The organism is Nocardia sp. NPDC041819 (assembly GCF_055590505.1).
In genome coordinates, this window is the sequence record NZ_JBVJAP010000001.1 from 772,728 (window position 1) to 792,827 (window position 20,100).

General features: G+C 70.2%; 18 protein-coding genes. 9 read left to right on the forward strand and 9 right to left on the reverse strand.

From position 1 onward, the window contains the following. The first annotated feature begins 202 nt into the window (after positions 1-202). Complete coding sequence (locus ACZ6DL_RS03670; protein WP_466048775.1) at positions 203-1,282, forward strand: DUF4192 domain-containing protein; 1,080 nt, start codon at positions 203-205, stop codon at positions 1,280-1,282. Positions 1,283-1,478: 196 nt separating this feature from the next. Here ACZ6DL_RS03670 and galE read toward each other — a convergent pair whose 3' ends face one another. Continuing rightward, positions 1,479-2,459, reverse strand: a complete 981-nt coding sequence (gene galE, locus ACZ6DL_RS03675; protein WP_466048776.1) for a UDP-glucose 4-epimerase GalE — start codon at positions 2,457-2,459, stop codon at positions 1,479-1,481. Positions 2,460-2,462: 3 nt separating this feature from the next. Further along, on the reverse strand, positions 2,463-3,149 hold the full coding sequence (locus ACZ6DL_RS03680; RefSeq protein ID WP_062973947.1) for a metal-dependent transcriptional regulator: 687 nt from the start codon (positions 3,147-3,149) through the stop codon (positions 2,463-2,465). A 207-nt stretch (positions 3,150-3,356) separates the two neighbouring features. Here ACZ6DL_RS03680 and ACZ6DL_RS03685 point away from each other — a divergent pair, with 207 nt between their 5' ends. The 3 genes from ACZ6DL_RS03685 to ACZ6DL_RS03695 all read left to right on the forward strand — a co-directional run bounded on the left by ACZ6DL_RS03685 (position 3,357) and on the right by ACZ6DL_RS03695 (position 7,750). Then, positions 3,357-4,628, forward strand: a complete 1,272-nt coding sequence (locus ACZ6DL_RS03685) for an acetoin utilization protein AcuC (protein WP_466048777.1) — start codon at positions 3,357-3,359, stop codon at positions 4,626-4,628. Beyond that, positions 4,621-7,293: a bifunctional acetate--CoA ligase family protein/GNAT family N-acetyltransferase gene (locus ACZ6DL_RS03690; protein WP_466048779.1), complete on the forward strand. Its 2,673-nt coding sequence runs from the start codon at positions 4,621-4,623 to the stop codon at positions 7,291-7,293. Before ACZ6DL_RS03685 ends, ACZ6DL_RS03690 begins: the two co-directional genes overlap by 8 nt. A 154-nt stretch (positions 7,294-7,447) precedes the next feature. Beyond that, a complete protein-coding gene (locus ACZ6DL_RS03695; protein WP_466048780.1) occupies positions 7,448-7,750 on the forward strand; it encodes a DUF4333 domain-containing protein in 303 nt (100 codons plus the stop codon). 169 nt (positions 7,751-7,919) lie between these two features. Here the strand turns inward: ACZ6DL_RS03695 and ACZ6DL_RS03700 are convergent, their stop codons facing one another. From ACZ6DL_RS03700 to ACZ6DL_RS03710, 3 genes are all read right to left on the reverse strand, one after another. Next, on the reverse strand, positions 7,920-8,888 hold the full coding sequence (locus tag ACZ6DL_RS03700) for a sigma-70 family RNA polymerase sigma factor (protein WP_040867841.1): 969 nt from the start codon (positions 8,886-8,888) through the stop codon (positions 7,920-7,922). A gap of 195 nt (positions 8,889-9,083) precedes the next feature. Continuing rightward, the gene (locus ACZ6DL_RS03705; protein WP_466048782.1) at positions 9,084-10,601 is read right to left on the reverse strand and encodes a DUF7782 domain-containing protein; all 1,518 of its coding nucleotides are present in this window, start codon (positions 10,599-10,601) and stop codon (positions 9,084-9,086) included. Positions 10,602-10,823: 222 nt separating this feature from the next. Beyond that, entirely contained in the window at positions 10,824-11,567 is a 744-nt protein-coding gene (locus ACZ6DL_RS03710; protein ID WP_466048783.1) for a VOC family protein, read from the reverse strand. Positions 11,568-11,749: 182 nt separating this feature from the next. Here ACZ6DL_RS03710 and ACZ6DL_RS03715 point away from each other — a divergent pair, with 182 nt between their 5' ends. Further along, positions 11,750-13,060 carry an MFS transporter gene (locus ACZ6DL_RS03715; RefSeq protein ID WP_466048785.1) on the forward strand — a complete coding sequence of 437 codons (1,311 nt, stop codon included), beginning with the start codon at positions 11,750-11,752 and terminating at the stop codon, positions 13,058-13,060. A gap of 18 nt (positions 13,061-13,078) precedes the next feature. Here the strand turns inward: ACZ6DL_RS03715 and ACZ6DL_RS03720 are convergent, their stop codons facing one another. Next, positions 13,079-13,432, reverse strand: coding sequence for a DUF3099 domain-containing protein (locus tag ACZ6DL_RS03720; RefSeq protein WP_040867981.1), 354 nt, complete (start codon positions 13,430-13,432; stop codon positions 13,079-13,081). Positions 13,433-13,662: 230 nt separating this feature from the next. Here ACZ6DL_RS03720 and ACZ6DL_RS03725 point away from each other — a divergent pair, with 230 nt between their 5' ends. Then, positions 13,663-13,908 carry a DUF3039 domain-containing protein gene (locus tag ACZ6DL_RS03725; RefSeq protein WP_085994906.1) on the forward strand — a complete coding sequence of 82 codons (246 nt, stop codon included), beginning with the start codon at positions 13,663-13,665 and terminating at the stop codon, positions 13,906-13,908. A 3-nt stretch (positions 13,909-13,911) separates the two neighbouring features. Here ACZ6DL_RS03725 and ACZ6DL_RS03730 read toward each other — a convergent pair whose 3' ends face one another. Then, positions 13,912-14,934, reverse strand: a complete 1,023-nt coding sequence (locus ACZ6DL_RS03730) for a YihY/virulence factor BrkB family protein (protein ID WP_466049553.1) — start codon at positions 14,932-14,934, stop codon at positions 13,912-13,914. 336 nt (positions 14,935-15,270) lie between these two features. On the opposite strand from ACZ6DL_RS03730, the gene ACZ6DL_RS03735 reads away from it, so the two are divergent. After that, a complete protein-coding gene (locus ACZ6DL_RS03735; RefSeq protein ID WP_466049555.1) occupies positions 15,271-17,022 on the forward strand; it encodes a DEAD/DEAH box helicase in 1,752 nt (583 codons plus the stop codon). Positions 17,023-17,028: 6 nt separating this feature from the next. On the opposite strand, the gene ACZ6DL_RS03740 is transcribed toward ACZ6DL_RS03735, so the two are convergent. Continuing rightward, positions 17,029-17,625 (reverse strand): TetR/AcrR family transcriptional regulator, encoded by a 597-nt coding sequence (locus tag ACZ6DL_RS03740; RefSeq protein ID WP_466048787.1) that lies wholly within the window; start codon positions 17,623-17,625, stop codon positions 17,029-17,031. Between the two features lie 104 nt (positions 17,626-17,729). On the opposite strand from ACZ6DL_RS03740, the gene ACZ6DL_RS03745 reads away from it, so the two are divergent. Then, positions 17,730-18,470, forward strand: coding sequence for an SDR family NAD(P)-dependent oxidoreductase (locus ACZ6DL_RS03745; RefSeq protein WP_466048788.1), 741 nt, complete (start codon positions 17,730-17,732; stop codon positions 18,468-18,470). On the opposite strand, the gene ACZ6DL_RS03750 is transcribed toward ACZ6DL_RS03745, so the two are convergent. Then, complete coding sequence (locus ACZ6DL_RS03750) at positions 18,471-19,238, reverse strand: AraC family ligand binding domain-containing protein (RefSeq protein ID WP_466048789.1); 768 nt, start codon at positions 19,236-19,238, stop codon at positions 18,471-18,473. Positions 19,239-19,293: 55 nt separating this feature from the next. Between ACZ6DL_RS03750 and ACZ6DL_RS03755 the strand changes: the two genes are divergently transcribed. Next, complete coding sequence (locus ACZ6DL_RS03755) at positions 19,294-19,863, forward strand: class I SAM-dependent methyltransferase (protein ID WP_466048791.1); 570 nt, start codon at positions 19,294-19,296, stop codon at positions 19,861-19,863. Positions 19,864-20,100: the final 237 nt, after the last annotated feature.

Consider the following 20,100-nt stretch of genomic DNA (forward strand, 5'->3'; position numbering starts at 1 on the left):
CGGCAGTCACCGTTCGTCGCCTTCCGGCGTTTCTTCCGAGGCCGAGGTGTGCGTCTCTCCCGCCGCCATGATTGCGCCGCACTCCTATCCGCATACCGCGCAGAGCGGAACAAGCGCATGGAACCCCGGTGGCCCGGCAGGCGATGCCCGATGCCGTGATGAACCTCCGCCGTTCCGGGATACGCCCGATCACGTTGTGTGCGTGGACGACCCGGCGGAGTTGATCGCCGGTGTGCCCGCCATGCTGGGCTTCACCCCGGAACGGTCGGTGGTCGTGCTCGTCCTTCGGCATGGGACGGCGGGTGGTGCGATAGTCGACGCGGTGGTGCGGTTCGATCTGGACTCGCCCAGCGGGCGGCGGGTACGGGGCGCGACATTGGCGGCGGCGGTCGCGCGGATCTGCGCGCACGACGAGGCGGCCGAGGTCCTGGCCGTCGTCGTGGACGAACGCGCCGTGGAACCGGGGGCGGGCGCCGACCGGCCGGGCTGCGCGACCGGACGATTCGATGTGCTGGTCGGCTCGCTCGGCAGGAGGTTGGCGGCGTGCGACATCTCGCTCGGCGGAGTGTGGGCGGTGCGTGCGATCGCCGCCGGGCAGCGCTGGTGGACGTTGGTGGGGCCGCAGCGGCACGGGGTGCTCCGGGATCCGGCGGCCTCGCTGGTGACGCTGACCCACGTGCTGGACGGCAGGCCGATTCGCGGTTCGCGTTCCGAACTCATCGCACTGGTCGCGCGGGACCCGCTCGCCCATGCCGAGGTGGCCGCGCATCTACCGGACGCGCTCGCTCGCGCCCGTGAACGCTATGCGCGGGCCGCGCGTCGCGGCGATCCGATCGGATACAGCAGGCAAGCGCTCGACCACGTGCTGTGGCAGATCGCCAACACCGCCTCGGGCGCCGCGCTGATGGCGCCCGAGCTCGCGAAAATAGCGGCAGCCCTGCGCGATAGGGCGGTGCGGGATTCGATGTTCGCCTTGGCCGTCGGTGACAACGCCGACGCGGCCGAGGCGGTGTGGGCCGCGCTGACCCGCGCGCTGTCCGGCGCCGATCGCGCCGAGGCCGCCGCTCTGCTCGGCTACAGCGCCTACGTCCGTGGCGACGGACCGTTGGCGGGCATCGCGTTGGAGGCCGCCTTGGAGGCGGAGCCCGGACACCCGATGGCGATGCTGCTCGATACCTCGCTGCGCCTGGGCATGCGCCCGGAACAGTTGCGCAGGCTCGCGCACAGTGGCTACCGAACCGCCGCCGGTCTCGGTATCGACCTGGGCGCGCAGACGTCGTGAAACCCGTTGCCCCACTTGTGGTCGACGAGTCCGCGACGCGTAGTCCGGCGAGCCGGGTGCCGAAGTGTTCCGGCGACTTCGCGATGCGCGGTGCTCGTCCGCATGCGCGGCGTCACAGCGGTCCGGGCTCCGGCGCGGTGGCACGATCGTGACCGCCCGAGCCGGCGCCGGGCCGGCGCCGGCGGTGGGGGCGCGGCTATTTCGCGCTGTGCGCGCGGGGGCCGAGCGACTGGAGGAAAGCCCAGGCGTCGGTGACGATCTCGTCGAGATCGTTGTGTTCGGGACGCCAGCCGAGCTCGGTGACGGCACGTTCGCTGGACGCGATGAGCGTCGCTGGGTCGCCCGGGCGGCGGGGCGCGTCCTGCGCGGTGATCGGCAGGCCGGTGACGCGCTCGCAGGCCGAGATCACCTCGCGAACGGAGAATCCGGTGCCGCTGCCGAGATTGTAGATCCGATGAGTCCCCGCTTCGGCGGTCGCCAAAGCCAGCAGATGTGCCTGAGCGAGGTCGCGGATGTGGATGTAATCGCGGACAGCGGTGCCGTCAGGGGTGGGCCAATCGGTGCCGAAGACCGAGATCGCCTTGCGATGCCCCGCCGCGACCTGCAACACCAGGGGGATGAGATGCGTTTCCACCACCCGGTTCTCGCCGAGGCCACCATAGGCGCCGGCCACATTGAAGTACCGCAGGCTGGTCGCCGCCAGCCCGTGCGCGACCGCGTAGGAGGTGATGGCGTGGTCGATGGCCAGCTTCGACGCGCCGTACGGATTGGTCGGGCGGGTCGCAGCGTCCTCGGTGATCGGGACCTGCTCCGGTTCCCCGTAGACCGCCGCGGTGGAGGAGAAGACCAGCCGCGGCGTTCCCGCGCGCCGCATGGCCTCCAGCAGCTCGAACGTCTTCACCACATTGCCGTGCCAGTATTTCTCCGGCTGCTGCACCGACTCGCCGACCAGCGACTGCGCCGCGAAATGCAGGACTCCGTCGAAGGGTTCGGCGGCCAGGAGCCGGGGCGCGGCGACCGCGACGTCACCCTCGACGAACCGGGCAGCGGAAGGGACGCCGTCGGCATTGCCGGTGGACAGATCATCGACCACGACCACGTCGTGGCCGGCTTCCAGCAGGACCTGGGCGCAGACGCCGCCGACGTAGCCCGCGCCACCTGTGACGAGAAGTTTCACGTCTCAGGCCAGCTTCACCTGGACGGCGTGCGCCATCTCGTCGGGCAGTTCGAAGCCGTCGTGGCCGGGCACGGTGATGACCACCGACCCCTGCTTCGTTTCCACCGTGACGCGCGCGTCGGGCACCACGCCCGCCTCGCGCAGCCGGCCGATGACCTCCGGGTCGGTCTGGATGTGCTCGGCGAGCCTGCGCACGACGACGGCGTGCAACTGGCCGGGCGGCAGATCGGACAGGCGCAGCAGCGTCTCGTCGGCGGAGGCGGGCGGAATGATGCCCAGCTCGTCCAGGCCCGGGATGGGGTTGCCGTACGGGGAGGTGGTGGGGTGGTTGAGCACCTCGACCAGGCGGCGCTCGACGTCTTCGCTCATCACGTGCTCCCAGCGACAGGCCTCCGCGTGCACGTTCTGCCAGTCGAGGCCGATGATGTCGACGAGCAGCCGTTCGGCCAGCCGGTGCTTGCGCATGACCGCGACGGCCATGCTGCGCCCCTTGTCGGTCAGCTCGAGATGACGGTCCCCGGCAACCAGCAGCAAACCGTCGCGTTCCATCCGCGCGACGGTCTGGCTCACGGTGGGACCACTCTGTTCGAGGCGCTCGGCGATCCGGGCGCGCAGGGGCACCACGCCCTCCTCCTCGAGGTCGTAGATGGTACGGAGATACATCTCCGTGGTGTCGACCAGATCCTTCACCTGTTACCCCTTCGTCGGCACGAATTCTACCCACGCACGACGGCACCCCCGTGTGCCGGATCGTGTCGCTCCACGCCGCACACGACATTCCGGCGGCATTGCGGCAACCCGATCGGCGCACGGCAGGCGGCCATGAGCGTCTTTCTTGTATTTGTACTGCATAGGAACGTTTCGCGGGGTTCCTTGCTTCCCGCTAGCGTTGCGATCATGGCCACTGCACCGCGCGGCGAACCTCAGGCGCCGACCTCACCCGGGACGAGCCGGTCCGGAACCGTCGTCTGGAGCGAGCGGTTCCTGGATTACACCTGGACTCCGGAGCATCCGATGCAGCCGGCGCGCCTGAAGTTCACCATGGCGCTGGCCGGGAGTCTCGGATTGCTCGAGGGTGTCGAACTGCTCGAGCCCGCCGCCGCCAGGCGGCCGGATCTGCTGCGTATCCACACGCCCGACTACCTCGACGCGGTCGAACGCGCCGTGCCGCCGGTCGGTTCGCCGGCCGCGCCGCCCTATGGGCTCGGTTCCCCGGACAATCCGGTGTTTCCGCGGATGCACGAGGCCGCGTCCACGATCGTCGGCGGCACCCTGGCCGCGGCCAGGGAGATCGCCGAGGGCCGTACCAAACGGGCGGTCAGCATCGGCGGTGGCATGCATCACGCGATGCCCGACTCGGCGGCCGGCTTCTGCGTGTACAACGACGCGGCGGTGGCCATCTCCTGGCTGCTGGATCACGGTTTCGACCGGATCGCCTACATCGACGTGGACGTGCACCACGGCGACGGCGTGCAGCGTGCCTTCTACGCCGACCCCCGGGTGCTGACAATCTCGCTGCACCAGCATCCGGCCACCTTGTGGCCCAACACCGGTTGGCCGGAGGAGACCGGGGCGGGTGCGGCGGAAGGCACCTCGATCAATCTGCCGCTGTTGCCCGGCACGCGGGATGCGCAGTGGCTGCGTGGTTTCCACGCGGTGGTTCCTGGCGCGGTGGCGGCGTTCGGTCCGCAGATCGTGGTCAGCCAGTGCGGGGTGGACACCCATCGCGAAGACCCGCTGGCCGACTTGGAACTCACCGTCGACGGGCAGCGCGCGGCCTTCCGCGCCATGCGCGAACTCGCCGACCGTTATGCCGAAGGACGTTGGCTGGCCGTCGGCGGTGGTGGATACGGCCTGGTCCGGGTGGTGCCACGGGCGTGGACCCATTTGCTGGCCGCCGCGTTGGACCGCACCGTCGACCCGGCGACGCCGATTCCGCAGGACTGGATCGACTCGATCCGCGCGGCGGCGCCGCGGGCGGAGCCGCCGCGCACCATGGGCGACGGCGGCGACGTCGCCTACCGTCCGTGGGACGGCCCCGGCGGCACCGGTGAGACCGGTGACGCGCGGGCCGACCGTGCCCAACGTGCCGTCGACATGGCCGTGCTGGCCACCCGCCGAGCGACTTTCGGGTTGCTAGGTCTGGACCCGGAGGACCCTCGTGACTGATTTCCCCGATACCTCGGACGCTCCCGCCACCCCGCCCCCGCCGCCGCAGCACTGGTTCGCCGACGTGCTGGCCTCCGACGGCGGCGTCGTCCGACTGCGCCCGATCACTCCCGGCGACGCCGAGCGGCTGCAGGAGTTCCACGGCGCACTGTCGGATCGCACCAGGTACCTGCGGTATTTCGGCCCCTACCCGCGGATCTCGCCGAAAGACCTGTACCGCACCACGCATGTCGACTATCACGACCGGGTCGGGCTGGTTCTCGAACTGGGCGAGGCGATCGTCGCGGTGGGCCGCTACGAACTGCTGGAGCGGGACGGGCCGCGGGCGGCGGAAGTCGCGTTCGTGGTCGCCGACGGGCATCAGGGACGCGGGCTGGGCTCGATCCTGCTGGAGCATCTGGCGGGTGCCGCCGCCGAGAACAAGATCGAGACCTTCGTCGCCGAGGTGCTCGCCGAGAACACCGTGATGGTGACGGTTTTCCGCGACGCGGGCTATCAGGTCGAGCGCAGCAGGGACGGATCGGTTCTGCACCTCGAGTTCGCCATCGACCCCAGCGAAGCGCTGCTCTCGGTTCGCGATTCGCGCGAACGCGCTTCGGAGGCGCGCAGCGTGGGCAATCTGCTCGCGCCGCGGTCGGTCGCCGTGATCGGGGCGACCCCCGCACCTGGGCGCGTCGGCGGTGCGGTGCTGGCGAATCTGCTGTCGGGTGTGTTCAAAGGACCGGTGTTCCCGGTGAACCCGAACCGCAGATCGGTGCGCGGGGTGCGGGCGTACGCGACGGTCCGGGAAATCCCCGACGAGGTCGATCTCGCCGTGGTCGCCGTGCCGCCCGCGGCGATCGGATCGGTGCTCGACGACTGCATGGCCAAGGGGGTCAAGGGTCTCGTGGTGCTGACAGCGGGTTTCGCCGAGACCGGCGAAGGGGGTCTGGCAGCCGAACGCGAACTCGTGGCCGCGGCCCGCGGCCACGGCATGCGCGTGGTCGGGCCGAGCGCCCTGGGCATCGCGAACACCGACCCGGCGATCGGCATGAACGCGACCCTCGCCACGGTGTTGCCCGGGCGCGGACGGATCGGATTCTTCTGCCAGTCCGGGCCCTTGGGCGCGGCCATCCTGGGCGAGGCGGCGGCGCGCAATCTCGGCTTGTCGACGTTCGTGTCGGCGGGCAACCGCGCCGACGTCTCGGGCAACGACCTACTGCAGTACTGGGACAGCGACCCGGCCACCGATGTGGTGCTGCTGTATCTGGAGAGCTTCGGCAATCCGCGCAAGTTCTCCCGGATCGCCCGCCGGGTGGCCCGGACCAAACCGATCGTCGCCGTGAGCAGCGGCCGCTCGGTCGCCCAGCCCGCGGGGGACATGGACCGTTCGATCGTGCGGGATCTGTTCGCGCAAGCGGGCATCGTCCAGGTCGACTCGATCTCCGAATTGTTCGACTGCGCCGCGCTGCTGGGCTATCAGCCGCTGCCGCGCGGCTCGCGTCTGGCGGTCGTCGGCAACAGCACGGCGCTCAACTGGCTGGCCGTCGACGCGGCGCGGGGCGAGGGCCTGCAGGTCGGCGAGCCGGCCAATCTCGGCCCGCAGGCGACGCCGGGCGCGTACCTGGACGCACTGGTCGCGGCCCTGCGGTCGGATGAGACAGACGCCGTGATCGTGGTTTTCGCGCCCCCGGTGCCGCTGCCGACCGCCGGTTTCGCCGACGCGATCCGGGCGGCGGCGGCCGCGGTGCCCGAGTCGGGCAAACCGATTCTCACGACGTTCGTCGCCGAGCAAGGAATCCCGAACCTGCTCGCAGTGCGCGGTCCGGGGGCGACGGCGGCGCACGGGTCGATCCCGTCGTATCCCGATCCCGAGCGCGCCGCGCGGGCCCTGGCGCGGGTGCGGCGATACGCCGAGTGGCGGACCAGGCCCGTGTCGCCGGTGGTGCGACCGCAGGGCATCGACACCGACCGCGCGCGCCGATTGGTGGCCGACTGGATGGCCGGGTCGGGCGGTCGGCGGCTCACCGATCTGGAGACGGTGGAACTGCTGGCCTGCTACGGAATTTCGGTTGTGCGATTCCGTGAGGTACGCAGCGCCGAGGAGGCGGTGGCGGCCGCCGAGGAACTCGGCTATCCGGTGGCGGCCAAGGCGACCGGTGAATTGTGGCGGCGCAGGCCGGATCTCACGGGCGTCCGGCTCGATCTGTGGCGACCGGAAGCGGTGCGGCAGGGATACGCGGATCTGGCGGAGTTGTGCGGTGATCCCGTACTGCACATCCAGAAGATGGCCACGAAGGGAGTCGGCTGCATTCTGCGCGTGCAGGACGATCCCTCGTTCGGCTCGGTGATCGAGTTCGGCCTGTCCGGCCTGATCATCGAATTGCTCGGCGACCGCGCCTATCGGGCGCTGCCATTGACCGCCGACGAGGCCACGGCCCTGATCGACGCGCCGCGAGCCGCGCCTCTGCTGTCGGGCACTCCCGCGAGCCCGCGGGTGGACAAAGCGGCGTTGGCCGAGTTGGCCCAGCGCATTTCGGCCCTGTTCGACGATCTGCCGGAAATGCGGGAACTGTCTTTCGACCCGGTGCTGGCCTCACCGACCTCGGCGGAGATCCTGTACGCGCGCGGCCGTATCGGCCCGGAGCCGAGTCGTTTCGATACCGGTCCGCGCCGACTCGGCTGAGCGGGACGAGCCACCCCGGGTGAGCTGTCCCCGGGGAGTGGCGCGGCTGAGACGTCGGCTCACACAAGTCATAAGCGGGATGTCCGATAACGGACGATCCCTCGCGCCGCGATTTGGGGATGCCACATTCGTCCTGAGAAAGGCCCAGCTCCCCATGAAGATTCGCAGCCTTGCCCCGTTGTCGTTGCTCGTGACGGCGCTGACCGCGTGTTCGGTCAGCATCGGTACGCCGAAAGTCGAAGAGGCCGATCTGGAGAGGTCGGTGAAGGATTCGCTCACCGAGAAAGTCGGGCAGGAACCCGACGCCATCGACTGCCCCGGCGATCTCACCGGCAAGGAAGGAACGACCATGCGCTGCACGCTGACCGCGGGCGGGGACACCCTCGGTGTGATGCTGACGGTGACATCGGTCGACGGTGACACCGTGAAGTACGACATCGCGGTGGATCAGAGCTGAGCCCACCGGACCGACGCGGGGGAAGTACGACACCGCCGACCGGCTCGCGCGACACCCGGAGGGGACGGGCACGCGCGCTTACCGGTCGGCGCGGAGAGGTGACCAGGGCGCAAACGGGTCACCGAGCCGAACGCCGGCACTGTCTCGACGCAGCCGGCGCCGGGGATGATCAGCTGGCGTAGGCGCGGAGCCGATCGGCCCGCTCGCCCTTGCGCAGCTTCGCCATGACTTCACGCTCGATCTGGCGCACCCGCTCGCGGGAGAGGCCGAAGAGCTTGCCGATCTGGTCCAGCGTGCGCGGCTGGCCGTCGTCCAAGCCGAATCGCAGCCGGATGACCTGCTGTTCGCGCTCGTCCAAGGTGGCGAGCACGCTGCGCACGTCGTGGTGCAGCAGGCCTGCGATGACCGCCGACTCGGCCGAGGTGGCCTCGGAATCCTCGATGAAATCGCCCAGCGGGGCCTCTTCGTCGTTGCCGACCGGCATGTCCAGGCTCACCGGGTCACGGCTGTGGTCGAGCAGATCGGAGATCTTGTCGACCGGGATGCCGGATTCGCGGGCCAGTTCCTCGTCGGTGGCCTCGCGCCCCAGTTGCTGGTGCAGTTCGCGCTTGATCCTGGCCAGCTTGTTCACCTGCTCGACGAGGTGGACGGGCAGGCGGATGGTGCGGCTCTGGTCGGCCATACCGCGGGTGATGGCCTGCCGGATCCACCAGGTGGCGTAGGTGGAGAATTTGAAGCCCTTGGCATAGTCGAACTTCTCCATGGCACGGATCAACCCCAGGTTGCCCTCCTGGATCAGGTCGAGCAGCGGCATGCCGCGGCCGGTGTAACGCTTGGCGAGCGAGACAACAAGGCGCAGGTTGGCTTCCAGCAGATGAGACCGGGCGGCCTGACCGTCGCGCACGATGATCGCGAGATCACGCTTGCGGGTCGCCGACAGTCGCTTGCCGGTTTCCAGCAGGTTTTGCGCGTAGAGGCCCGCCTCGATGCGCTTGGCCAGCTCGACCTCGTCGGCAGCGGTGAGCAGCGCGGTGCGGCCGATCCCGTTCAGGTACACGCGTACCAGGTCGGCGGCAGGGCTCTGAGCGTCGAGGTCCGAATCGCTGATGCGCACACGAGTGGTGGCGGGGCTTGTCATGACTTGCCTCCTGTCGGTGGTGTCTCACTCCGATAAACGGACCCGACAGAAAGAAAGTTCCCCGTTACGGCTGGCATAAACCGCTCTGAGCAGCGGTTTTCGCCCCTCTCGTCTGAGAAGTTCCTGAGAAGCGCCGCAGCGCGAGGACAATCTCCCGCCAGGACCCGCACCGACCGGCGCGCGGTCGCCGTGTGATCACACGGGCCTGATCAGTCCGTGCCGTACCAATCCGCTGACCACGGACAACGCGTCGGCCGCGAACTCGGCGCTCACCTGCTCGGATCCGTGCGCGAGCGCCAGCAGCTCGATCAGCTCGTACAACGGCAGTCCCTCGGCGTGCATTCCCGCCAGCAGTGCGATCGTGGCCTCATCCACTTCGTGCTGCCAGCGGGGTCCGTCGCCGCGGTGCAACCGCGCCACCTCCGGCGCCCAGCCCTCGGCGCCGCGCAGATACACCCGTTCCAGCGCTGCCGCCGGGTCCACGGCGAAACGCGAAGACCAGGCGAGACTTTCGTCACCGGCGACAGCACGCAACCAGGCCGAGCGCTCGAAATACCGGACGGCCTCCTCGCCGAGCGGATCGTCGAAGCCGTGGGTGAGATCCTCGGCGAGCAGTTCGGTCGGCCCGTCGATGCTGCGCAGGTAGACGAAACCGAACCCGATTCCCTCGACGTCGGCGGCCTCGAAAGCGTCCAGCCAGCGCTCCGCGCGAGTCTGCGCGGCCGGATCTCGCGGATCTGCTCCCGCGTCCCGCAACCAGGTGCCCACGTACAGCGCGGGATCGGCGACGTCGCGCTGCACCACCCAGGCGTCCACGCCGTGCGCGGGCAACCAGGAGGAGACCCGCCCGCGCCAGTCCTCGTTCTCGACATGGACCCACGCGGCGAGCATCGCGGCGGTGCCACCGGGGGCGAGCAGGTCGGCGGCCTGCGCGATCACCAGTTCGCTCGCGCCGTCGAGCGCGAGGCCGGAATCGCGATAGGTGTGCTCGACGCGCCCGGGACCCACCACGAAGGGCGGATTGGCCACCACCTGGTCGAAACGCCTGCCCCGCACCGGTTCGAACCAGGAACCCTCGATCAGTTCGATGTCCAGCTCGTTGAGCGCCGCAGTGGCCTCGGCAAGCCACAGCGCCCGGGGATTGACATCGGTGGCGGTCACGCGCCGCGCGTAGGACGCGGCGTGCACCGCCTGTACGCCGCAGCCGGTGCCGAGATCGAGCACCGTGCCGACCGGCCGGGTGGGTGTGGCGCGCAGCAGCGAGAGGGAGGCGTGGCCGACGCCGAGGACGTGCTCCTCGGTCAGGGTGCGCCGGTGCATCGAATCGTCGAGGTCGGACAGGACCCATCGGGTGCCCGCGCCCGCGTCCAGCGGCCGCAGGTCCAGCGCCGCCCGCACCTGGTCGCCGTCGCGGTCGAGCAGGCCCGCGGCGACCGCGCGGTCGATTGCCACGGGCGCGAGCGCCCCGGCCACCTCCCGTTCGGGCAGCGCGTCACCGAGCAGCAGAAGGCGGATCAGTGTGCCCAGTTCCCCGGCTCGGCGTGCCGCGCGGCGCACCGGCACCGGCTCCGACCGGCCCAGTGCGGCGTGCGCGTCGCCGAGTACCTCGAGCAGGGTGTCGGCGTCGTAGCCCACCCTGGTCAGCGCGGTCCGCAGGTCCGGGCACAGCGCGGTGAGCAGCGATCCGGTGGTCGTCGATCGGTTCGTAGACACACCGGTACTCTGCCACCGCGACCACCAGGCGCGGATCGAGCGCCCACTGTGTCGCGGGACCTCGACGTGGTGGACGGCCCCGTGACGGGCCTGTGGGAGGTCGTCCGTGCGTCCGTGCGTCCGTGCGTCCGTGCGTCCGTGCGTCCGTGCGTCCGTGCGTCCGTGCGTCCGTGCGTCCGTGCGTCCGTGCGTCCGTGCGTCGTGCGTTCGTGCCGAGGCCGATCAGACTCCACTGGGATCGCGTCCGGTGACGCAGTACAGCGCGTCGGCCGGATCGCTCAGGACGATCCAGTGCTCATGACGCTCCACCACGGTCGCGCCGAGCGACTCGTGCCACGTGGCGGTGGCTTCGATGTCGCTCGCGGCCAAGTCGACATGCGCGCTGGTCGGGCGGTTCTCACCGAGGCGCTGCAACAACAGCTGCACGGGTAACTGCTGTTCCTCGGAGCGCAGGCGGGCGAATTCCGGCCGCCTGCCGGGCTGGAAAGCCCACCCGGTCAGCAGCTTCCAGAAGCGGGTCTCCACCTCGTGGTCGAGCGGGCCGATGTCGAGGCACACCTGGTCGAGGCGCGAGAACGTGCCGTCCGGGGCCCGGACGGCGGGTGCGGGCGTGCTCCTCGTGCGGCCGCTGGGCGTCAGGCAGAACGTCTGGCCGCCGGGGGAGCGCAGCACGGCGTAGTCCGGATGGTTGGCGACCAGCTCCGCCCCGAGGTTCAGGGCGGTGCGGACGGCGGAGGGGATGTGGTCGACGTCCAAATCGAGGTGCACACCGCCCAGGCCGGTCACCGCTTGCATCTTGACGCTCGCCGCGGCGAACAGCGCGGGGTCGGGCAACAAGGTGAGGAACTCGTCGTTCGCACCGCGCCGAGGGGAGAGTTCGGTGCCGGTGACCGTGGACCAGAACTTCGCGCAGTCGTCGAAACGCTGCGTCGGGCGGTCCAGGAAGACCCAGATCCACCGAATCATGTGCACTCCTGTCTTGTCGCCCGCAACAACGGTGATCGTGGTGCGCGAGGTCCCATGCGACCCTAGGTACGCGTGCGCGCCTTGTCGAGAAGATACCGGCGCTCCCGCGATTGGCACGAATTCGATGGTATGTGGCATTTCCGCCACTCGATGCGTGAACATGATTCCGGCAGGCTCATCGGGTGACCGAACTGCGCACGCCGCCCCCGATTTCTCTCGACACCGCGCCGCGCCGGCGATTGCATCCGGCATGGCTGGTCGCGGGCGTCGGTTTCATCGCGCTGCTGGGCGCGGCCGGATTCCGGTCGGTGCCCGGCGTGCTGATGGACCCGCTGCACGAGGAGTTCGGCTGGTCACACGCGACCATCGGGACCGCCGTTTCGCTGAATCTGCTGCTCTACGGTCTGATCTCACCGTTCGCCGCCGCGCTGATGGACCGTTTCGGCATCCGCAGGGTGGTGGCCTGCGCACTGCTGCTGGTCGCGGCGGGCAGCGGGCTGACGGTGTTCATGTCCCGGCCGTGGCACCTGGTGCTGACCTGGGGACTACTGGTGGGTGTGGGTGTGGGGTCGATGTCGATGCCGTTCGTCGCGACGATCACCGGTCGGTGGTTCGTGCGTCAGCGCGGTCTGGTCACCGGGGTGCTCACCGCCGCGGGCGCGACCGGACAGCTGGTCTTCCTTCCGCTGGTTTCGGCGCTGGCCCACGCGCACGGCTGGCGGGTGCCGTCGCTGATCGTCGCGGCCGCGGCACTGGCCGTGGCGCCGCTGGTGCTGCTGTTCATCCGGGACTATCCGAGTGACCTGGGCGTGCGAGCCTACGGCGCCGAGCCGGACAGCGCGGTGGGCCTTCGGGCACCCGCCGCCGGTGGCGCGTCGCGGGCGCTCACGGTGCTCGCCACCATCGCCCGCCGTCCCGGCTTCTGGTTGCTCGCGGGCGGGTTCGCGGTCTGTGGCGCGTCGACCAACGGGTTGGTCGGTACCCATTTCGTCACCGCCGCGCACGACCACGGCATGCCACCGACCACCGCCGCGAGTCTGCTGGCCGTGGTCGGCATCTTCGACGTGGCAGGCACCATCGCCTCGGGCTGGCTGACCGACCGGATGGACCCGCGTCACCTGTTGATCGGCTACTACACGCTGCGCGGTCTGTCGCTGCTGATCCTGCCCGCGCTGCTCGGTCCGGACACCCAGCCGAGCCTGTGGGTGTTCATCATCTTCTACGGCCTGGACTGGGTGGCCACGGTGCCGCCGACGGTCGTGCTGTGCCGCGAACTGTTCGGCGCCGATGGGCCGGTCGCGTTCGGCTGGGTGTTCGCCGCCCACCAGATCGGCTCGGCGGTGGCGGCCACCGGCGCCGGTGTCATCCGCGACCTCCAGGGCAGCTACGACCTCGCCTGGTATCTGGCGGGCGGTCTGTGCGGGGCCGCCGCGGTGATGTCGGCGGTCATCCGCCGGGCTCCGGCCCCCGGCGGGGCGTTCGGCTCGCGGTGAGTGGGCGCCGCGGAGAACTCAGCCGTCGATGGCGTTGTGCGGACGCGACTCGATGGCGGTACGGGGACGGTCCCAGCGACTGGGCTCGTCCTTGCGGCGGGGCGGGCGATCGTTCGCGATCAGCACCGCGATCCAGGGCAGCGGAATCGACGCGACGATGATCAGGATGGACAGCAGCGGATTGCCGAACGTGCTGTAGGCGATCGCGGCGAGAACCAGGCACGGTATGCGGAACGCCATGATGATCGTGTACCGGCGCACCCTGGCCCGGTGCTGGTCTTCGAGAGAGGGCGCCGCCTCGGTGATCAGCACCGGGTGTTTGTCGTCATTGCCTGGGAAGTATCCGGGGGAACGGCGGGGCTGCGTCGGCATCGTCACGTCGGGGTGCTCTTCGCGGTCGCGGCCGTCGGCGGATTGGGAATCGCCGTTCTGCTGCATACCCCGAGTCTTCCACTCGCGCGCGATCCGCGCACATACGGTCGTCTTCTGCTCCGAGATCGTGGGGCACATCCGATGCGATCCCGCGATCGGCTTCCGTTCCGAGAATGTGGTCACCGCTGATGCGGCACCGTGATCGGCCCGGTGCCGCGCGATGCGGCATCATGGAATGCGTGAGCACCGACACCATGGTTCGCCCGGATACGACGACCGACGAGACGACGGGCGACGACACCCCGAAGTTCTTCCACTATGTGAAGAAGGACAGGATCGCCGAAAGCGCCGTCATGGGCACCCACGTGGTCGCGCTGTGCGGAGAGGTCTTCCCGGTGACCCGCTCGCCCAAGCCCGGCTCTCCGGTGTGCCCGGAGTGCAAGAAGGTCTACGACGGCCTACGCAAGGGCGAGTGAGACCTACAACTCGCCGGACGAGGACCCCGCTCCGCGCAGACCGAACATGACGTGCGACTCGTCGGGCCCGGCCTCGTCCGGGCTCGCGGCGGCCTCGTTCCGGTCTGCCGTGTCTTCGTCGTCGGCTCCGCCCTCTCCCTCTCCCTCTCCCTCTCCGCGCACCTGGCTCGCGATCCACTCCTTCACCTGCTCCATGCGCGTCGCCCGGGCGGGCCAGAACTCCTGTACCGCCGCGTTGAACTCCGCGCCCAGGATCACCGCGAAGCCCAGGAAGAACGTGAACAGCAGGAACGCGATCGGCGTCGCCAGCGCACCGTAGGTGACGCCGGTGCGGGTGACCCAGGACAGGTAGCGCCGCAGCACGTCGCTGGCCGCCATGAAGAAGACCCCGGCCACCAGTGCCCCGCCGAAGAGCCGGTGCCAGGGCAGCGAGGTGTGCAGCGCCAGCTTGTACAGCGTGGTGAGTCCGACGATCAGCAGCAGGCCGACGCCCGGGTAGTAGAAGAAATCCAGCAGACCCAGTCCGGTCGCCCGCCACGCGGTGGGCAGCACCCGTCCGATCAGCGTCGGCCCCAGCGCCACCAGCGGCAGGATGAACACCGACGCCACCAGGAACAGCACGTACAGCAACAGGGCGAAGATGCGCTGCCACACCGGGTGCCGCGCGTCCTGCTGGTCGTGCGCCTCCACGATCGAGTCGACGAAGGTCGCCATCGCCGACGACCCGGCCCACAGCGACAGCACGAAACCCACCGACACCACCGCGCCGCGCCCGCGCCCGAGGACGTCCTGCACCGTGGGCTCGATGAGGTCGGAGACCACGTTCGCGCTGAACAGGTCCTGGCTGAACGCGATGATCTTGGTCTCGACGATCTGCACCGTGTCCGGGCCGAACCAGCCGCCTACGTAACCGAGGCTGCCGAGTACCCCGAGCAACAGGGGCGCCAGGGAGAGCGTCTGCCAGAACGCCGCCGCGGCCGACTTGGCGAAGATGGAATCCGCCCAGGCCTTCCGTGCCACCCGCATGATCAGCGCGGCGGCGCCCCTGCTCACCACCGCCGCCCGCGCGCCGGCACGGTCGGTCCAGGTGGGCGCGCGCACGGCGGCGGCGCGGGGCGACGGTGCGTCGGTCCGCGGCGGATCGCCCGGGAGGGCGGGGTGCTCGGTCATCGTGCTTACAGCATCGCGCACTTCGGCGATCGGCATCGGACTGTGCGCGGGACGTGTCGATGCGCATCGGGTGAACTGCCGGCGTCCTGGCTGGTGGCCGTGTGATGCCCGTCGCGCCCGCCGCGTCGGTTTGGCGACACACCGTGGCGGGCCGCTAGGGTCGTCTGCGTGACTGGGTCGGGTGGCGCCGCTGTGGCGGGAGAAGCGGAGACGCCGGGCGATTCGACAGCGGCGAGTACCGTCGTCGGCGGCTCGCTCCGCGCCTGGCAGCGACGGGCGCTGACGAAGTATCTGGCCACCGGGCCGCGGGACTTCCTCGCCGTGGCCACCCCGGGCGCGGGCAAGACCACCTTCGCGCTGCGGGTGGCCGCCGAGCTGCTGGCCGACCGCACGGTGGACCAGATCACCGTGGTGGCGCCGACCGAGCACCTCAAGCATCAGTGGGCGCAGTCCGCCGCGCGCGCCGGGATCGCACTGGACTCGCGGTTCTCCAACTCCACCGGCGGCACCTCGGGTGACTATCACGGCGTCGTGGTCACCTACGCGCAGGTCGCCGCGCATCCCTTCCGCCACCGCGTACGCACCGAAAACCGCAGGACGCTCGTCGTTCTCGACGAGATCCACCACGCCGGAGACGCCAAGAGCTGGGGCGACGCGACCGCCGAGGCGTTCGGCGACGCCACCCGCCGCCTCGCGCTGACCGGTACACCGTTCCGCAGCGACGACAGCCAGATCCCGTTCGTCGTCTACGAACCCGACGAGTCCGGGTTCCCGAAGTCCCGTGCCGACCACACCTACGGCTACGCCGAGGCCCTCGCCGACGGCGTGGTGCGGCCGGTGGTCTTCCTGGCCTATTCCGGCGAGGCGCACTGGCGCGACAGCGCGGGCGAGGAGTATTCCGCGCGTCTCGGCGAGCCGCTGAACGCCGAACAGACCGCCCGCGCCTGGCGGACCGCGCTGGACCCGGCGGGCGACTGGATCTCCGCCGTGCTGCGCGCGGCGGACATCCGGCTGCGCCAGAAGCGCGCCTCCGGTATGCCGGACGCGGGCGGTCTGGTGATCGCCACCGACCAGGACCGTGCCCGCGACTACGCGGAACTGCTCGAGCACATCTCGGGTGAGAAGCCCGCGCTGGTGCTCTCCGACGACCCGGCCTCCTCCAACCGCATCGCCGAATTCGGCAAGAGCACCCAGCCCTGGATGGTCGCGGTCCGCATGGTGTCCGAGGGCGTCGACGTCCCGCGCCTGGCCGTCGGGGTGTACGCGACCAGCGCCTCCACCCCGTTGTACTTCGCGCAGGCGATCGGACGATTCGTGCGTGCCCGCAAGCCCGGTGAGACCGCGACCGTGTTCCTGCCGTCGGTGCCGGTGTTGCTGGATCTGGCCGCGCAGCTGGAGTTGCAGCGCGACCACGTCATCGGCAAGCCGCACCGGGAGAAGAACGGTCTCGACGACGACCTGCTGATCGAAGCGAACAAGCAGCAGGACGAGCCGGGCGAGCAGGAGAAGTCCTTCGTCGCGCTGGCCGCCGACGCCGAACTCGACCAGGTGATCTACGACGGGTCCTCCTTCGGTACCGCGACTTTCGCTGGCAGCGACGAGGAGGCCGATTACCTGGGGATTCCGGGCCTGCTGGACGCCGAGCAGATGCGCGCGCTGCTGCGCGAGCGGCAGGCCAAACAGGTTTCCGAGCGCAGTGTGCCCGCACCTGTCCCCGATCCCGGCGCTCAGGTGGCCGGAGCCGCGGAGCGGGTGGCCACGGCCGATCGGCTGGGCGAGCTGCGACGTGAACTCAACAGCCTGGTGGCGATGCACCACCATCGCACCGGGAAACCGCACGGGGTGATTCACGGCGAGTTGCGCCGCGAATGTGGAGGGCCGCCGACCGCGCTGGCCTCCGCCGAGCAACTCGGTGAGCGCATCGCCGCGCTGCGCCGGAAATAGCCCGCGTCAGCCGGCGGGCCAGGCGGTCATGGCGCAGTCGATGGAGGCGGTGAGCTCCGCCGCCGTCGCTCCGTCGCGTGCCTGGATGGACAGGCCGTAGAGAACCGTGGTGTAGAAACCGGCCAGCGCCGCGGTATCGGCGCCTTCCGGTAGGTCGCCCTCGGCGAGGCCGCGATCGAGCCGCCGCCGGAGGTCTTCGATGGTCTCGCGGCGCTTGTCGACAAGGAAGTCGCGGATGCCGGTGTTGCGGGTGGTGTAGGTGGATCCCGCCAGCACGACCATGCACCCGTGCGGCTTGTTCTCCTCGGTGTAAGCCCTCGCGTTGTCCCGCAGCATCGCCTCGACAGCCGCCCGCGCGGTCGGCTCCTCCCGCAACGCGCGGGCGGTGTAGCCGCCGTCGGTGTGCCCGTAGAGCTCCACGGCTGCGCGGAACAGCGCCTCCTTGCTCCCGAACGCGGCGTACAGGCTGGGGGAGTTGATCCCCATCGCGGTGGTCAGGTCGCTCATCGAGGCGCCCTCGTAGCCGTGCTCCCAGAACACTTCCATGGCACAGCGCAACGCCTCGGCGCGATCGAAGGCGCGCGGTCGTCCCCGTTCAGCCATGCCGGACCTTTCTGTGTCGATCGTTAAATATACCCCTTGACACCTGTGGGCCGATCCGCTTGGCTATTTATGTATTGATCGACACAAAAATTGGAGGAGTACGGATGCCGGACCTCACGGGCAAGGTCGCGCTGGTCACCGGGGGCAGTCGCGGGATAGGGGCGGCGATCGCGCGCCGCCTCGCCGCGGCGGGCGCGGACGTGGCGCTGACCTACCAGCACGCCGAAGACCAGGCGAAGACGGTGGTCGGCGATCTGCGGGCGCTCGGCCGCCGAGCCGTAGCGATCCAGGCCGACAGCGCCGATGCCACCGCCGTGCGCACGGCGGTGGACCGCGCCGCGGCCGAACTCGGCGGGCTGGACATCCTGGTCAACAACGCGGGGATCTTCCCGGCGAAGCCGTTCGAGGAGTTCACCCTCGCGGAGATCGACAACGCGCTCGGCGTGCACGCCCGCGCCGCGTTCGTCGGTGCGCAGGCCGCGGTCGCGCACATGACCGACGGCGGCCGGATCATCAGCATCGGCACCAACCTCACCGATCACGCGCCGTTCGACGGTTCGACGCTCTACAACCTCAGCAAGTCGGCGCTCAGCGGCTTCACCAAGGCGCTGGCACGCGAACTGGGCCCGCGCGCGATCACGGTGAACCTCGTCCAGCCGGGCTCCACCGACACCGACATGAACCCCGGCGACGGCGCGCACGCGCAGCGCCAGCGTGACCTCACCGCGCTGGGCCGCTTCGGCACCGCCGACGATGTCGCGGCCGCGGTGGCCTACCTGGCCGGGCCGTCCGGTCGCAGCGTGACCGGCGCGTTCCTCACCGTGGACAGCGGCACCAACGCCTGATCAGCCGGAGAAATACCGTCCCGGCGGAATTCCGACCGCCCGCCGGAACGCCGCGACGTAAGCGCTCGGCGTCCCGTAGCCGACCCGGCCCGCGATCCGGGCGACCGGCAGGCCCGCGGCGAGCAGCGGCAGCGAAGCGGCCAGCCTGGCCTGCGTGCGCCACTGGCCGAAGCCGAGACCGGTCTGCGACACGAACAACCGGGCCAGCGTGCGCGGGCTGGCGGCGACGTTGACGGCGAACTCGGCGAGCGTGCGGGGGTCGGCCGGATCGGCGGTGAGCGCGTCGGCCACCTGCCGTGCCCGGGGATCGCTGGGCCATCGCGCACCGATCGGGATCACCGGGACGGGCTCGAACAGATCGAACACGACCGCCTCGGCCCGCGCTCGCTGCTCCCGGCCGGTGTCGGCCATGGTGAGCAGGTCGAACAGTTCGTGCAGGAGGCGGGTCACGCGCAACATGGTCGGCGCGGCGAACTCGACCGGACAGCGGCGGGTGTCGAGGAAGATGCCGCGCATCGCGGCGCCGTCGGAGGTCCCGGTTCGGTGCGCGACGCCCGCGGGGATCCACAGCGCCCTGGTCGGCGGTAGCACCCAGCGGTTGTCGTCCACCTCGACCGCGAGGACGCCGCGCGAGGCCCAGGCGATCTGGTGTTGCGGATGCTCGTGCCGCTCGAACCAGTGCCTGGCGGGCAGCACTCCGACCCCGAACACCATGGCGGTCGCGCCCGCCGGAGCGGGATGGACTACGGCGTGGCCGTTCTGCGACACAACTTGTCACCGTAGCCTGTCGTGCCCGGCGCGATCGGTTCCTAGCGTCACAGGTATGGCGATGAACATATTTCACCGATTGCTGTGCCGCTCGTCGATGTGGGAGAAGACCAGCGCGACGCGCATCGTGCCGTGGGCGCTGTCCGGCCTCGACCTGGGCGCCGACACCGTGGAGATCGGTCCCGGCTACGGCGCCAACGTCTCCGCGTTACTGGCCCGGACATCGGCGCTCACCGGTGTCGAAATCGATCCGGCGCTTGCGACCCGGTTACGCGAGCGGCACGGCGAGGCGATGACGGTGATCGACGGCGACGGCGCCGAGATGCCCTTGCCGCCGGGGCGATTCGACTCCGTGGTCTGCTTCACCATGCTGCACCACGTGCCGACACCCGGCAGGCAGGACGCGCTGTTCGCCGAAGCCCTGCGCGTCCTGCGCCCGGGCGGGGTGTTCGCGGGCAGCGACGGGCTCGACGGCCGCCTGTTCCGGCTCATGCACCTCGGCGACACCTGTGTGCCCGTGCCGCCGGAGACCGCAGCCGACCGGCTGCGCCGGATCGGCTTCACCGATGTGCGGATCGACACCGGCGCTTCGAGTTTCCGCTTCCGGGCCAGGCGGCCGGAGTGAGGTCCTAGCCCGGAAGCGGCCGGTACGAGCGGGTCGCGGGCTCCTCCCCGTCGGGTGCCCGGCGGGAAGGTCGGGATGCGGAACCAGCCGGACGGTGGCTCCGGTCCGGGATCGGAGGAAAGCCGAAATCGAGGCGAGCCGGTTGGCTGGGCTGCGTTGCGCCGACCACGCCGGCTCACGGCTATGTCGCTCTTGCCAGTGGCCCGCACCCGGCGGCAGGGACGCGTCAGCTGTCGC